This window comes from Paenibacillus sp. PK4536, from assembly GCF_028594455.2.
GTDB classification, from domain to species: Bacteria; Bacillota; Bacilli; order Paenibacillales; family Paenibacillaceae; genus Saccharibacillus; species Saccharibacillus nuruki.
In genome coordinates, this window is sequence record NZ_CP126313.1 from 908,227 (window position 1) to 923,660 (window position 15,434).

General features: G+C 39.6%; 13 protein-coding genes. 7 read left to right on the forward strand and 6 right to left on the reverse strand.

Annotated elements, in window-relative coordinates:
- Positions 1 to 214 precede the first annotated feature (214 nt).
- Both PO903_RS04265 and PO903_RS04270 read left to right on the forward strand, forming a co-directional pair.
- Positions 215 to 1,153, forward strand: a complete 939-nt coding sequence (locus tag PO903_RS04265) for an NADP-dependent oxidoreductase (protein WP_273592697.1) — start codon at positions 215 to 217, stop codon at positions 1,151 to 1,153.
- Positions 1,154 to 1,173: 20 nt separating this feature from the next.
- Entirely contained in the window at positions 1,174 to 1,506 is a 333-nt protein-coding gene (locus PO903_RS04270; protein ID WP_069325734.1) for a hypothetical protein, read from the forward strand.
- A 93-nt stretch (positions 1,507 to 1,599) separates the two neighbouring features.
- On the opposite strand, the gene PO903_RS04275 is transcribed toward PO903_RS04270, so the two are convergent.
- Entirely contained in the window at positions 1,600 to 2,238 is a 639-nt protein-coding gene (locus PO903_RS04275) for a pyroglutamyl-peptidase I (protein WP_069325735.1), read from the reverse strand.
- 197 nt (positions 2,239 to 2,435) lie between these two features.
- Between PO903_RS04275 and PO903_RS04280 the strand changes: the two genes are divergently transcribed.
- The 3 genes from PO903_RS04280 (at position 2,436) to PO903_RS04290 (ending at position 5,459) form a co-directional block, all read left to right on the forward strand.
- Positions 2,436 to 2,930, forward strand: coding sequence for a glutathione peroxidase (locus PO903_RS04280; protein WP_273592698.1), 495 nt, complete (start codon positions 2,436 to 2,438; stop codon positions 2,928 to 2,930).
- Positions 2,931 to 3,015: 85 nt separating this feature from the next.
- Positions 3,016 to 3,411 (forward strand): rhodanese-like domain-containing protein, encoded by a 396-nt coding sequence (locus PO903_RS04285; protein WP_069325737.1) that lies wholly within the window; start codon positions 3,016 to 3,018, stop codon positions 3,409 to 3,411.
- 458 nt (positions 3,412 to 3,869) lie between these two features.
- Positions 3,870 to 5,459 carry an alpha-amylase gene (locus PO903_RS04290; RefSeq protein WP_137223906.1) on the forward strand — a complete coding sequence of 530 codons (1,590 nt, stop codon included), beginning with the start codon at positions 3,870 to 3,872 and terminating at the stop codon, positions 5,457 to 5,459.
- A 109-nt stretch (positions 5,460 to 5,568) separates the two neighbouring features.
- Here the strand turns inward: PO903_RS04290 and PO903_RS04295 are convergent, their stop codons facing one another.
- The gene (locus PO903_RS04295; RefSeq protein ID WP_273592699.1) at positions 5,569 to 6,201 is read right to left on the reverse strand and encodes a nitroreductase family protein; all 633 of its coding nucleotides are present in this window, start codon (positions 6,199 to 6,201) and stop codon (positions 5,569 to 5,571) included.
- Positions 6,202 to 6,303: 102 nt separating this feature from the next.
- Here PO903_RS04295 and PO903_RS04300 point away from each other — a divergent pair, with 102 nt between their 5' ends.
- Positions 6,304 to 7,383, forward strand: coding sequence for a DNA alkylation repair protein (locus PO903_RS04300; RefSeq protein ID WP_273592700.1), 1,080 nt, complete (start codon positions 6,304 to 6,306; stop codon positions 7,381 to 7,383).
- 162 nt (positions 7,384 to 7,545) lie between these two features.
- Here PO903_RS04300 and PO903_RS04305 read toward each other — a convergent pair whose 3' ends face one another.
- The gene (locus PO903_RS04305) at positions 7,546 to 8,148 is read right to left on the reverse strand and encodes a nitroreductase family protein (RefSeq protein WP_273592701.1); all 603 of its coding nucleotides are present in this window, start codon (positions 8,146 to 8,148) and stop codon (positions 7,546 to 7,548) included.
- A gap of 142 nt (positions 8,149 to 8,290) precedes the next feature.
- Positions 8,291 to 11,911: an InlB B-repeat-containing protein gene (locus PO903_RS04310; protein WP_273592702.1), complete on the reverse strand. Its 3,621-nt coding sequence runs from the start codon at positions 11,909 to 11,911 to the stop codon at positions 8,291 to 8,293.
- 337 nt (positions 11,912 to 12,248) lie between these two features.
- Between PO903_RS04310 and PO903_RS04315 the strand changes: the two genes are divergently transcribed.
- The gene (locus PO903_RS04315) at positions 12,249 to 13,100 is read left to right on the forward strand and encodes a DUF72 domain-containing protein (protein WP_273592703.1); all 852 of its coding nucleotides are present in this window, start codon (positions 12,249 to 12,251) and stop codon (positions 13,098 to 13,100) included.
- Positions 13,101 to 13,334: 234 nt separating this feature from the next.
- Here the strand turns inward: PO903_RS04315 and PO903_RS04320 are convergent, their stop codons facing one another.
- Together PO903_RS04320 and PO903_RS04325 are read right to left on the reverse strand one after the other, a co-directional pair.
- Entirely contained in the window at positions 13,335 to 13,454 is a 120-nt protein-coding gene (locus PO903_RS04320; protein ID WP_502921661.1) for a putative holin-like toxin, read from the reverse strand.
- A gap of 165 nt (positions 13,455 to 13,619) precedes the next feature.
- Positions 13,620 to 15,290: an alkaline phosphatase gene (locus tag PO903_RS04325; RefSeq protein WP_502921662.1), complete on the reverse strand. Its 1,671-nt coding sequence runs from the start codon at positions 15,288 to 15,290 to the stop codon at positions 13,620 to 13,622.
- Positions 15,291 to 15,434: the final 144 nt, after the last annotated feature.

Consider the following 15,434-nt stretch of genomic DNA (forward strand, 5'->3'; position numbering starts at 1 on the left):
AACGGCTCCTTCGTCTTCTAATATCTTGTGTCTATGTAAAGCGGATATTGCATCTTTGTGCAAATTTTGTGCATGTCCTACTCTATATAACGGTTGAAAGGATCCAGAAATGTTGGTTTTGAAACAAAAAAATTCAGTATTTTTGCTAATTATTCAATATGTTTGATTTGGTGTATGTTAACTATAGAGACATAGCCTACGAGGAGGAATACTTATGAAAGCAGTTGTTATCGAACAATACGGTGAAAAAGAAGAACTGAAAGAAATGAATGTTCCTGATCCTGTACCCGGAGAACATCAAGTCGTCGTCAAATTAAAAGCAACTTCGATCAACCCGATCGATTGGAAATTACGTGCAGGTTATTTAAAACAGATGATGGATTGGGAGTTCCCGATTATTTTGGGATGGGATGCTGCTGGTGTAATTACAGAAGTCGGTTCTGCGGTAACGGAGTGGAAAATAGGAGACGAAGTATTTGCTCGTCCGGAAACAACACGTTTTGGAACCTATGCAGAATATACGCTTGTGGATGATCATTTATTAGCAGCGTTGCCTGTGAGTCTGACTTTCCAAGAAGCCGCTTCTATTCCACTCGCTGGACTTACTGCATGGCAAGCACTGTTCGATCATGGACAATTGCAAGCTGGTGAAAAAGTATTGATTCATGCAGGTGCAGGTGGCGTAGGAAGTCTAGCGATTCAACTTGCCAAAAATGCAGGTGCACATGTCATCACTACAGCTAGTGAGAAAAACAAAGAGTTCGCCACATCTCTAGGTGCAGATGAAGTGATCGATTACAAATCGACAGACTTTTCCGAAGTCTTGTCCGATATTGATTTGGTATTTGATACCATGGGCGATAAGATTCAAGCAGATAGCTTCAAAGTACTCAAACCGGGCACTGGACGCTTAATTTCTATCGTAGGTGAACCGGATGAGAAGTTAAAAGCACAATACGATGTGACTGCTAAGTCGATCTGGTTAGAACCTAATGGCGAGCAATTGCAAAAGCTAGGTTTATTGATGGCTGAAGGCAAGCTTAAAGCAATCGTAGGCACTGAAATTCCTTTCTCTGAAAAAGGACTACAAGAAGCTCATGAATTAAGTGCAACTCATCATGCTAAAGGCAAAATTGTAATCACGTTCGAATAGAAACGGTGGTGCAATAATCTATGGGATGGTTAAATCCAGCAACCGTATTTTCTGATCCTTTATTTCGCTTGGTCTGGTTCATTGAATTACTGATATTGTTATTTGTGATTTTGACAGGTTCACGCTTTTCTCGTAAAAGCTGGATCGGCACAACGATTCTGTTGGTCTTGGGGTTGAGCGCACTTCTCCCCGGTTACATTTATCAATTAACACATCCTGATCGTGTCGGTGCATTGATCGATATTCCATTGTTACTGATGTTTCCTATTATGCTGGTCAGTGTTTTATGGGCGATCATCATTTGGATCTATCGCTGGCGTATCCGTCAACGTTCACGTGTTACACAGACCTAATCTAAACCAAAAACCTCTTATATCGGCAACTCGCCAAAGTAAGAGGTTTTTGGTTTACTCTATTTTCAAAGCCATGACCAAAAGCACCAGACTTTAGTTGTCTTTTTGCAATTGCTCTACAGTGGTACGTATAATTAACTGAAGAGCACGTGACATAAGATTGATAGGTAGTGTTGGTAAGCTTGGCTTGTGAAGTGCCATTTCGGTAGACGCTGGAAAATGCACAAATCCTGCGAGTACACCCGGACTGGATTGCTTCACATAATCGAGAACACCATACATCACGTTGTTGCAGATAAACGTCCCTGCGGTATTGGAGATCACGGCTGGGATACCATTTTCAATCAATCGATCTGTTATTTGACGAATCGGTAACGTTGAAAATAATCCGTCCGGTCCATTGGCTCGAATCGGTACATCTTGCGGACGTTCATTGCGATTATCTCCATAGCTCGAAGCTTCAATATCTTTGATATTAACAGCAATACGCTCCAGATTGACTGCGGTACGTCCGGCTGCAAGTCCACAAGCGATAATAATATCCGGCTGAAAACGTTCTACTTCAGCAAGCAGTAACTCTACACACTCATCATAATGTACAGGTAACAATATCGTATGCAGTTCTAACGAAATATCGGTAAACGAATGATCTTCCATCGCTTGTACTAAAGATTGCGTAGGATTAATCGTATGACCGCCAAACGGCTCAAATCCAGACAATAACAGTTTCATTATTTACAACCCCTTTTCGCTTATGGTATGTGTAGAAAACATGGTTAATGGGAAGATATTAGACCTTTTGTTTCTCTACAGTTTACATGAAGATGATCAAGTTGGACATTGACATTTAAAATGAATCCGTTACAATTAAAGTATACATTTTTAAAAATTAAATTTTGCAAAATCATTTTTAAAGGAGATGGAATAGAATGTCAGTATACGATTATTCAGCAACAACGATTGATAAAGAAGAAAAGTCTCTTGCCGATTACAATGGGGATGTACTCCTTATCGTAAACACAGCAAGTGGTTGCGGTCTAACTCCTCAATATGAAGGTCTGCAAAAATTATACAATACTTATAATGAACAAGGATTCAAAGTGCTTGGTTTCCCTTGTAACCAATTCAAAGGACAAGAGCCAGGAACAGAAGAAGACATCAAATCATTTTGTCAGGTCAACTACAATGTTAGCTTCCCATTGTTCTCCAAAGTAGATGTGATCGGTGAGACAGCTCATCCATTGTTCCAATATCTAGTGAATGAAGCTCCTGCACCTTCTCGTACTGGGGAGATCGAATGGAATTTTGCTAAGTTTTTGGTTGATCAAAAGGGTAATGTGGTTAAACAATATCCATCACGTCTTGATCCAGCAGAAGTTGAAAGTGATATCCAAAAAGTACTTGCTGGTGAGAAATTGAACTAATCATAGATGAATATGATTGTTACATTGTGGTAAACTACACATGCAATAATGGCTCTTATACTATCTAACTGGAGGTCGATGAACCATGGCATTAACATTTACAGATTTGGTAACCAAAGCACGTAACAGTGTACCTGGTGTAACTTCTGAAGAAGCACGCAAAAAAATCAATGAGAACCCTGAAACATTTGTTATTGATGTACAGGATGCTAAAGACGTAGGTGCTTGTGGATTAATTCCAAGTAGCGCTAATATCTCTTTGGGCATGTTGCCAATCCGTGCTGATCTACAATTACCAGAAGAATTGCGTGATGGTCGTTTGTCTGATCGTTCACGTCCTGTTTTGGTTACTTGTGGTGCAGGTGGACAAGCTGCTCTTGGTGCCTACCTTTTGAAAGAAATGGGCTTTACAGATGTCGCTTATATCGATGGCGGAACAGCAGCATGGAAACAAGCGGGCTTTGAAGTCGAAGAAGTATAATTAAATTTAATCACGTATAGTTTTCGTGAATATCATCATACACAGAAAGCCTTGAAGATTGATTTCAAGGCTTTTTGTATATTCAATCGGTGGTAACACATGTCTTATCCTCTATTAACGATAAGGGTAAATAATAAGCACATCATATTGTAATCGTTATCATTTTTGAATTTGGATAAAACATATATTGATGTCTATAAAAGATTATGTTTATAAAAAAAGCTAAATACAGCCATATTTCTTCATATACAGCCTTCACAGTCTGTTATAACAGCGAAGTCTTCTACATTATAGTCATAGCCTATACTTTACTACGTTTAACATCTGTAACTAAATGGGTAATGTTTTTCACAGCCGTACGCAGTCTACGCCGAGATTGGTACCTTTGAGAGTTATGGTCTCTCTTCTTCCTCCGGTGGCAGGTCGTTCGCTTGAAAAGATCAAGGGGGTAATAATAGATGAGTCGCAATGTAACAATGATGCAATTTTTTGAATGGCATGTCGAGGCTGATGGTTCACACTGGAAAAGATTGCAGGAGACAGCAAAAGACCTTAAAAAAGCAGGAATCGGAACGGTATGGATTCCACCGGTAACTAAAGGGCATACACCGCAAGATACAGGATACGGTGTATATGATCTATATGATTTAGGGGAATTTGATCAAAAAGAATCGGTACGCACCAAATACGGTACCAAAAAGGAATTGCTAGATGCAATTGCAACCTGTCACCGTCTTGGAATTAATGTATATACTGACCTTGTTATGAATCACAAAGCAGGCGCAGATGAAACAGAAGCATTCCACGTGATTGAAGTTGATCCCAATAACCGTACAGAAGAAATTTCGGAGCCTTTTGAAATTGAAGGTTGGACGAAATTTACATTCCCTGGTCGTGGCGAAGAATACTCTGCTTTCAAATGGAACTACCATCATTTCAATGGTACCGATTACGATGCTCGCGAAGAACGTACCGGTATTTTTCGTATTGCCAATGAAGGCAAGCAATGGAATGAAAATGTAGATAATGAGTTTGGTAACTATGATTATTTGATGTTTGCCAATATAGATTATAATGTTCCAGAAGTACGTGAAGAAATGATCAATTGGGGTAAATGGATGATCGACACCACCCGTTGTGATGGCTTCCGTCTGGATGCAATTAAACATATTAACTATGAATTTTTACGTGAATTTGTAGGTGAAATGATCAACAAACGTGGACAAGATTTCTATATTGTAGGCGAGTTCTGGAATCCTGAATTAGCCGCTTGTCAGGAGTTCTTGGATACGGTTGATTATCAGATTGATCTATTTGATGTATCGCTACATTACAAATTACATGAAGCTTCTCAATCTGGAGCGGCTTTTGATCTTTCAACGATTTTCAACGATACATTAGTACAGACTCACCCTACTCATGCTGTAACTTTTGTCGATAATCATGATTCTCAGCCGAATGAAGCGTTGGAATCTTGGATTGAAGATTGGTTCAAGCCATTAGCGTATTCATTAATCTTGTTACGTAAAGATGGATATCCTTGTGTATTCTATGGTGATTATTTCGGAATCGGTGGCGAACACCCTGTAGAAGGTAAAAAAGATATGCTGGATTGCTTGTTATATTCTCGTTATAACAAAGCTTATGGTGAACAAGATGATTATTTCGATGATGCCAATATTATCGGTTGGGTACGTAAAGGTATCGAAGAAATCGAACGTTCCGGCTGTGCAGTCGTGATGTCTAATAGCGATGGTGGCGAAAAACGGATGTTTATCGGTGAAGAACATGCTGGTGAGATCTGGGTAGACATGACCAATGCTCGTGAAGACCATATTACGATTGAAGAAGATGGTTGGGCAACTTTCTTTGTAAATGGTGGTAGTGTATCGGTATGGGCATTGCCTGAACTGGATATCGATCATGAAAATGATGCTGAAGAAGAACATTGTGTCGCTGTACCGGAAGGCGAAGAATTAGAAGGAACTGTAGTGGTAGATCGTGGTTCTGAAGATTCCAATGATAACGAACCTACACCGACTCACTAATTTTTAAGCAGATATCATGTATCACCTAAAAGCGGAATATACTCTTCTTATTCAGAAGAAAGTATATTCCGCTTTTTATATGTTTATATATTATGCATACGTTATATGATTAAGATTGAAAAGAATGATAACTTACAAATTCAGCTACAGGCTTGCGATAACCTCGTGGGCGTTGACTAGCGGTGTCTTCTTTGCCGATTGTCATCATCATAACCGGTACATACGTATCAGGCAAATGAAGTTCAGTCGCTACTTGTACAGGATCGAAGCCGATCATCGGACAGGTATCCCAGCCTTTTTCTTTGGCGATCAACATCAATGCCATTGCTGATAGGCTTGCATTGCGAATCGCTTCTTCTTTTTGAAAAACATCGCCTCGATCATTATAAAATTGAATTGTGGATGCTACAGTCTGATCATATTCTTGTTTGCTAAGTATCCCGAGATTGAACATACCTTCGTAGATTTCAGCGGTATGCTCATGGGCCTTAGTATCTCCTAAGACTACAATCACAGCCGATGACGTAAGTACTTTATATTGTTTACCTGAAGCTTCGTACATTTTATGTTTACCTTCAGTATCATTGATCACTACATAATGAACATGTTGCAAATTAAAAGCAGAAGGTGCAAGCTTAACAAGATTGAAGATTTCGTCTAATTCTTTTTCGGTTATTTGAACATCTGGCAAAAACTTAGAGGCGGATCTTCTTTCTTTGTATACATCCAAAAATTCTCCCAATGGTTTCTCCTTCTTTCTTATAACTAAATTATAGTATATATTATTTTATCGGTTAGTTACATTAAATATGTATAGCTAAATAAAAAATAATGGAGTGAGACCATGGAAAACTTTAAAGATCGCTTTAGTGAATCTTTTTTACAACATTTTGTCGAGAGTATGCAGAGCCATTCTGCTGCCTTTGATGCCGATGTATTTTTCAAGCAGATTTATGATGATCAGTGGCAAGAACTGGCTTTTAAGCAGCGGATACGCCATATTGCTCAAGCCATCACTGTAGCGCTCCCTCTTCCTTATGAGCAAGCGATAGATATCTTGATCCAAGTCGCTCCCAGTTGCCGTGGAGTAGAGTATTTATTTTTCCCTGATTATGTAGAGTTGAATGGGTTAGAGTATCTGGATATCTCTATACGTGCGCTAGAAATATTTACAGTATACTCTAGTGCTGAATTTGCAGTTCGCCCATTTATTATAAGGTATCCTAAGCAAATGTTAGCCCAGATGGATCGTTGGATCATAAGCGATAATGAACATCTACGCCGACTAGCTAGTGAAGGATTCCGTCCACGCTTGCCATGGGCGACTCAGTTACCTTTGTTTATTCAAGACCCATCTCCAACACTTGAACGCTTAACACAGCTCAAAACCGATTCTTCGCTCTATGTACGTAAAAGTGTAGCGAATCATCTCAATGATATGGCTAAAGATCATCCTGAACGAATCGCTAATCTAGCCAAAGAATGGTACGGTCACGATACACATACCGATTGGATTGTACGTCATGGTTGCCGGACGCTACTCAAGCGAGATCATCCTGCTATTTTGGAGTTATTCGGTTATGTAGCCAGTGAAGACGTACATATTGCCAATTTTCATATTCAACCTACAGCAGTTATGATGGGCGAATATGTAGAGTTTTCTTTTTTATTGATGAATGAATCTTCTACCGATCAATCGCTACGCATCGATTACGAAATTCATCATATGAAAGCCAATGGTAAAAATGTACCCAAACGATTCAAATGGACAGCCAAATCTTTTACACCGGGTAGTCATTTTCTAACTAAAAAACATCTCTTCAAAGAGATTACAACACGTAAGTATTATGCAGGTATTCATTATGTATCGATCTATATCAACGGTGTAGAGCAAGATAAAGCTTCATTTCAACTACAACTTTAACTGCAAAAAGTTGGCTTAGTAGGCTGTCTATTCTCTCTGTCCCCTACCTACCTTCTTTCTTATTATAAAAGTGGATCGTAAACATAAAAAGCAGGCAACCCGTGGAGCTGATCCATCGGTTGCCTGCTTTTTATATTATGCTGTTAGCTGATGATCCGCTAATTATTTTAAAATGCGAATGCGTTCTTCAAGCGGTTTGAACTCTTTGTCACCTGCTGGTGCTGTTGGCTTACCGAATGGCATTTGCGCAACTAATTTCCATGATTCTGGAATATCCCATTCTGCTTTGATCTTCTCATCAATCAATGGATTATAATGCTGTAGTGAAGCGCCATAACCTTCAGCTTCAAGCAATGTCCAGATCAGGTATTGATGCATACCGGAAGATTGTTGCGACCATACCGGGAAGTTATCTTGATATGCTTGGAACTGCTCTTGCATACCACGAATAACAGACTCATCTTCGAAAAATAGAATCGTACCATATCCTGCTTGGAAACTATCCATTTTTTCTTGTGTAGGTGCAAATTTATCAGCAGGTACGATTTCTTTTAGAATGTCTGTTGTAAACTGCCATAATTGATCATGCTTTTCACCAAGTAAAACGATCACGCGAGCACTTTGAGAGTTAAACGCGGATGGTGTATGTAATACCACCTCTTCTACAATCTCTTGAATACGTTCGTCTGAAGTCACCGCTTCTTTGCTGATACCGTAAATACTTCTTCTGTTCTTCATTGCACTAAGTATATCTGGATTCGTCATTACAATCATCCTCCTTCAATCAAATTGAGTACGGAATGTGAATTGTGGTGCTCCTATGTTATTTACCCATTGTGATGAAAAACTATCAGTAACCTACAAAAATAAAGAAACAGCGAGAGAACTCACTGTTTCTGATCTGTGCTTATTTTTGATATTGACGCATACTTAGCAATACTTTGACAGCTTCTGCTCTTGTAGTTGCATCTGTTGCTGCAAATGTATTATTGCCTTTACCGGATAACAATTGAGATTGTTGCATAGCTACAACAGCAGCTTGAGCCCACTTCGGAATCTTCGCTCCATCAGCAAAAGAAGGTGTAGCCTGACTATTGATATTCAACTGCAATACTTTTGATACGATCACAGCCATTTCTGCCCGTGTTACCGGAGCATTCGGACGGAATGTGCCTTTAGCATCCCCTTGAATAAATCCAGCTTGTACCGCACGCGCAATCGCTGATTTTGCCCACGAACCTATAGAGTTCTGATCGCTAAATGATAATACTGCCTCATCTTGACTAGTAGACAATCCATTCATGATCATCACCATAAATTCAGCACGCGTAACCGGTGCACCTGGCTTAAACGTACCATCAGTATAGCCTTTCACAAGCCCTTCACTGACTGCTTGTTGAATCATCATTTCTGCCCAATGACCTTGGATATCTGTTAATGCAGTCGCTGTAGGTACTGCCACAGGCTCGGTCACCGGGGGTACAACAGGCGTTACCGATTCGGATACGTTAGAAACAAATACTGCATATTTCGTGAAATGATCCACCTGTGTACTGATTTGATTACCATTTACTTGAGAGTTGCCTGTCGATATCCAGATTTTCTGATTTTCATCAAAATAGAATACCCCGACTTGCTGATTAGGCTGTACCATCGCTGAATTAAAGGCGAATGTTAATGTAATCGGTATGCTGAAATTTTGAGTGAAATTTTTATTAAGTTCATAGACACGACTGACTAATGTATTCAGATTGGTCATTAAATTAGCAGGCTCTGCAATCGGAACAATCGAAAGATTCAATGGTTGATTAATCGAACCTACTGGAATACGAATAGAAATATCGTTATCTAAGCTTACTTCACCTGCTTGATCTTTAGTTAAGAGTAATAGCCCATTGGTAGACACTTCTTTGTCCGGTACTGAAGTTCCACCTGAACCTGTACTATTAGAAGTCGAATCTTCTTTCTTTTTCCATTTCGCTTGTAACATGATATTGGAATTGATCGCTGTTGTATCAAAATCGAACGGGATCGTCAAAGCATTATCCAGATACCAATTCACAAAGGTGTATCCTGAACGAGTCGGCGATGTAGGAGCTGTGATTTTACCTCCGTGATTGACAAAAATATCATCGATCGTAGATCCACCATAGGTATTGAAACTAACTGTATAGACCTGATCTGACCAGTCTGCATACAATGTCATATTCGACGTAATTGGTGTCTGACCGAAATCGAATAACGTTGTTAATGTAGCGTCGGTATACCAGCCAACAAAAGCATATCCAAATTTAGTTGGAGAAGCAGGAGCGATGATCCTGTCTCCATAATCCACATTGATATTCGCTACAGCACTGCCTCCATACGTATCAAAGCTTACAGTATACGCATTTTTGCTCCATTTACCGTACAAAGTGATATTGTCGGTTATCGCTGTATTCCAATCGTACAATGTTGTTCGAGCTGCATCACTATACCAACCTGCAAAGGTATAGCCTGACTTGATTGGATCGGTAGGCGATTTCACTAATGATTGATAATTCACCAGTTGATCGCTAATCAGTGATCCACCATCGGTATCAAATGTAGCTGTATACGGCTTAATAAGCCATTTTGCATACAAGATCATATCCGTCGTGATCGGCATACTTGTAAAATCAAATACCGATTGAAGTTGATTATCTGTATACCAGCCTGCAAAAGTATATCCTGTACGTTCAGGTGCTACAGGTGGTATCGCTAATTCTTTATAATTGATCATTTGATCGGTTACGACTGTTCCGCCGTTAGTCTCAAAAGAGAGCTTATACGCATTGACTGACCATTTAGCATATAAAGTGATATCTGTATTGATTGGTGTAGTAGTAAAAGAAAAAGGCTTTGTTTTGGCTTCATCCGTATACCATCCAATAAATGTGTATCCTGATTTGGTCGGATCAGAAGGCGCAGAAGCTAGACTTTGATAATCAACTGCCATATCAGCAATCGCTGAGCCGCCGTCACTATTAAAGGTCAGTGTACGTTTAAAATAGACTTTAAAGGTGATCGTGGTTTGGTTACCTGCAAGATCAGTTACGACTAATGTATGATCTCCTTCGGTACTTACTGTATCTCCATTATTAAAAGCGATGTTATCTAATGTGGCTGTTCCTTCATTGAATTGAATCTGAGGAGCCGTAGAATAGGACATATTAGAGGCTACACCGGTAATAACAGGCTTGGTCTGATCTATTGTGAATTTCACGGTAGTACTACCTATTTCATTCGTAACAATAAGAGTATATATACCGTCCGTAGTTATAGACGTACCTTTGCCAAAGTTAACCCCATTTAATGTGGCTGTCCCTTCATTAAAAGTCGGTGTAACCGTATTTGCGTATACACTGTTGTTCGTGACTCCATCAATAACTGGAGTATATCCTTGTAACACTGTAATATCTACTCGTGCTTGTCTACCACTACTTGCATTCGCACCTGTATAAAGAAAGGAATCATTTCCTACATAACCAATAGTGGGTGTATATACAAAAGATCCATTTGGAGACATTGTCACTTGTCCATGTGCAGGTGGTTGCTGAAGACCTACACTGATAACATTTTGATCATTTGTTAATACATTTCCGGTCTGACTCTTATTTTGTGACACAGAGTAAGAGTCATTATTAACGACCGGCTGAGGCTGGTCTGTTGTCAGTGAAGGATACAGGCCTTCTGGAACTATATAATAATTTAATTGTGCTTGATAACCTCTTAAATCAGGCACGGCAAATACAGTCTGATTATTACCACCAAATCGGTACTCTAAAAGAGAATATAATACATTATTCTGATTCATAGATAAAAGATTGCCTGTTGCAGATAATAAATTATTACCAACTACAGGTACGAGGTAGGGAATAACTTCTCCTACATATTCATCACCTGTACCATTTTCGGCTTGAAATGAAGGATCTGTAGATATAGCATACTTTACATTGGGTATTAGATCCGTAAGCACCGGCAATTGGAAAGTATTCGTTGCATCTCCACCAAATTTTGTACCGATCATATTATACAAATCAGTATAGGATTGAATAGATAGCGTTTGCCCTTGTAGAGCTTTCCAACCTGTTGGAACAAAATAATAAGGGAAAAGTCTCACTTCACCTAATGTGGAATTAGATGATCCACTTAGACCTTCATCACGACTTGGAAAAAGACCATTTAGTGCGATATAATAGCCCATTCCTACGGGTGCTTTGCCTGTTAAGTTGGGTACTTGGAAGGTCGTCCGCCCATCTCCACCAAATGTTGTACCGAGCAAAGCGAATAAAGCTGAATTTTGATTAATTGGTAATGATTGTCCCGCTGCATACACCCAACCTTTTGGAGCCCGGTCATAAGGGAATAATTGGATTTCTCCTACATAAGGGATTGTTGCAGCTGCATGTGCACTTTGATTGATTCCAAGCTGGGCTGGAACACTACTGATGACTAAAACGATAATCATCCACACCATAATTACTTTTTTACTTAACGTTATCCCCACTAATTCATCCCCTACGTTTCTCATATTTGAAAGTGTGTTTACTGCCTGTTACTTGCCTTATGATGTATACATTTCGTAACCTTTCACTTTATCTCAGTGTAAACGATATCGACTAGAAAAAGTATCAAATTTTATCCTAAATCTAAAATAAATTGTATAATTATAGGTTTTCATTTATAACATTCACTTTATTAATTAAATAACGAAAAAATATAACTTATTATGTATTTTTTAACTATTTATAGATAGCATTAGAGTCTCTATTTGTTTAACAACGACTTTGATTCGTTTATATACATAGAACAACATCAAGCGTACAGACAGGAGGATGACGATTGTGATTGAAATCGGACTTACAGGATTTGGAGATCATCCTGAACTCTATGGCAAAATCAAAGCACCTGAACGATTACCTACGTATAGTGAACATTTCCCTATCGTTGAAATAGACAGTTCATTTTATGCAGTTCAACCTGTCAAAAATGTAACCAAATGGGTCGAACAAACGCCAGATCATTTTGGGTTTGTATTTAAAGCGTATCAAGGCATGACCGGACATTTACGAGGGAAAAAGAATTATTTCGATACGAAAGAAGAAATGTTCCAAGCATTCCATGTGTCTTTGCAACCTGCGATTGATGCAGGGAAGTTAAGGATGGCGTTATTTCAATACCCACCGTGGTTTGAATGTAATCGGGAAAATGTAGATACGCTACGCGAAACGCGGGAATTAATGGGTGATATTCCTTGTGCTTTAGAATTCCGTAATCAGACTTGGTATATGCCCGAATTCCGAGAAAAGACACTGGACTTTATGCGTAAAGAAGATTGGATTCATACGATTGTCGATGAACCGCAAGCTGGCATGGGCTCGATTCCGATCATTACAGCAGCCACCTCGAAGCAAGCGACCTATGTACGTATGCATGGACGCAATGTAGATGGTTGGCATAAGAGCAGTGATCCTAACTGGCGCAAGCTCAGATATCTGTATAAGTACAGCACAGAAGAATTAACCGAATGGCGGGATCGACTGCTAGAGATTCAAAATCAGTCAGAACATGTCTATGTCGTGTTCAACAACAACTCTGCTGGCGATGCGACTCCTAATGCCAAAGAGTTAATTGAACTATTAGCTGATCACAACGTGTTGTCTGAAAAGCATGATATTGGAAGTTCTTCATCATAATATATTTTAATGTAGTTTGTATCCCTATTCTGCATACGTAAAAAAGTATTATTTTCAATAAATGGCTTGAACCCCTAACAAACAAAGCGTATAATCAAAGTATAAAAAAAGATTGTACAGATGTTGGTAGCACCTGCACAATCTGGCAACAGACCCGCATTGAAGAGCGGTCAGCAACTCCAACATAGTGATCTACGTACAAAAGAAATAGACCCATACCTTGGGGAAGGCGGTCTATTTCTTTTTGTTTTGGTTAATTGCCATAGCTATACTAACAACTAAGCCCAGTAATGTAACAATAAATATACCGAACTGAATCATTAATGTGAGTGTATCTTTAACCTCCACAAGCATCACCTCCTTTCAAACTTGCAACATCATTAGTTACAAAAGTCTGATTACAAAGGAGATTAGCCGACCGCCTATCTCTGCTATTCTGTTGTTATTTGGAGTATATCATAATTAACGTAAAAAAGTCATATCTCTTCATAAGAGATATGACTTTTTGTTGGGTATCACTTATGAAAATAAATCAACAGCATCTTGCGGTACATATGTCTGTACACCATTATGAATTACATTTCCTTTGAGCTTCACCGTTTTGCCGTTCCAGTCTGCTGTATTTTTAAATACAGGCAAGCGTAAGGTATCATTTCCTTTGGTTACTACGACAACCGGGTTACGCGCATCCGTAGCATCCCATTTGACGGTAGCGCCTTTAGCAGCAAATGCCGTTTTGGCAGGAACAAATAATTGTTTCGATATGTTAGCCAGATCCACTTGCAATGCAGAAGCCATATAACCTGCGATGTCGCTATTTTCAACAACACCTGTTAATTGTACTCCGCCCGGTGCATACGAATACAGAGCCACTTCGCCACCTGTATGACCGCCTGTTGTCCAGCCGATATGAGCACGTTTGCTAATCATTGGACCTACAGCATAATTCATTTTACCTTTTTCTGCTGCTTTGATCGTAGCGATTTCTTCTGCTGTGAGATCAGTGATCCCGTAGTATTGTTTCATGACTGCTTTGATATTGGTACGTTTACTATTGAACTTAGATTCCAAGCCTTCTCCTGTCGCTTTCGCTTTTTTCAAAGGAGCGATAAAAGTAGACAAAGGTTCTTCGTCATACGTTCCTGTTGTGCCTGCATCACCAATCGTAATTCCGCCGTTACCATGATCGGTCGCTGCAATCACGAGTGTATTCTGATCGGCTTTGGCAAATGCAAGTGCTTTGGCAACCGCATCATCAAACGCATTGACTTCACTAATAATCCCGATCGGATCATTCGCATGAGCGGCCCAATCGACTTTACTACCTTCTACCATCAAGAAGAATCCTTCTTCATTTTGGGAAAGTACTTGAATCGCTTTGTCTGTCATTTCAGCAATACTCGGTTGCTTCACAGGATCACGATCCATATCGTTCGCCATCGCTTTGTCTGCGAACATGCCCCATAATTTGCCTGACGTGGAAGCTTTCAATTCTGCTGTATTTTTAACGATATTGTAGCCAGAATTCGCAATCACTTTAGTCAAATCCTCACCATCTTCACGACCTGCTGGTGTAAAGTACGTCGCTCCACCACCAAGCACCACATCCATACCTGCATACACTTGCTGTTCGCTCAGTGCATCATAATTGCTACGATCTGGATAGTGAGCACTGAAGTCTGCTGGAGTCGCATGCATAATCTCAGAAGTGGCGATAATACCTGTGGATTTCCCTGCCAATCGTGCGGCTTCTACAATATTAGCAACAGGCTTTTTAGCATCACCAGGTGCTAATTTGGGAAGCCCTGGCATTGTATTTTGATCAGGCAATACGCCTACATAACCGGTATGTGATTTGAATCCTGTTGCAAAAGCAGTTCCTGCTGGAGCTGAATCGGCAATCGCCGCATCCGCAGAATATGTACGCACAAGTCCACTTGCCATTTCATCCAGTGCTAATGCTTTGCCTCCGTTATACCAGCGAGTTAACGTAGTACCATCCATACTCATACCATCTGGAATCAGCATGATTACATTTTTGGCACGAATCTCTGGCTGTTCTTTGGTTGCTGCACTGACAGTTCCTCCCGAAAGACCTAGCAATAATGAAACAGCCAGTGTACCTGCTGTAATTGTAACTTGAAGGTGGTTCCATTGATGTTTTTTGATCATCTTAAAAATAACAATCATCCCCTTTTTTCTTGGTCAACAGGATGATTGTAGCAATCGATTATCAACAGTAAAGCTTTATTACGTGCGATTTGTGTTAAAATCAGACTCAATCATTCGCTCTATATTAAATCTTTTAAATCATATGTCATTATTCAAATATAC

Coding starts and splice junctions, on each gene's coding strand:
- PO903_RS04265 (WP_273592697.1), top strand. CDS start 215: ATGAAAGCAGTTGTTATCGAACAATACGGTGAAAAAGAAGAACTGAAA.
- PO903_RS04270 (WP_069325734.1), top strand. CDS start 1,174: ATGGGATGGTTAAATCCAGCAACCGTATTTTCTGATCCTTTATTTCGC.
- PO903_RS04275 (WP_069325735.1), bottom strand. CDS start 2,238: ATGAAACTGTTATTGTCTGGATTTGAGCCGTTTGGCGGTCATACGATT.
- PO903_RS04280 (WP_273592698.1), top strand. CDS start 2,436: ATGTCAGTATACGATTATTCAGCAACAACGATTGATAAAGAAGAAAAG.
- PO903_RS04285 (WP_069325737.1), top strand. CDS start 3,016: ATGGCATTAACATTTACAGATTTGGTAACCAAAGCACGTAACAGTGTA.
- PO903_RS04290 (WP_137223906.1), top strand. CDS start 3,870: ATGAGTCGCAATGTAACAATGATGCAATTTTTTGAATGGCATGTCGAG.
- PO903_RS04300 (WP_273592700.1), top strand. CDS start 6,304: ATGGAAAACTTTAAAGATCGCTTTAGTGAATCTTTTTTACAACATTTT.
- PO903_RS04305 (WP_273592701.1), bottom strand. CDS start 8,148: ATGACGAATCCAGATATACTTAGTGCAATGAAGAACAGAAGAAGTATT.
- PO903_RS04320 (WP_502921661.1), bottom strand. CDS start 13,454: ATGCTTGTGGAGGTTAAAGATACACTCACATTAATGATTCAGTTCGGT.
- PO903_RS04325 (WP_502921662.1), bottom strand. CDS start 15,290: ATGATTGTTATTTTTAAGATGATCAAAAAACATCAATGGAACCACCTT.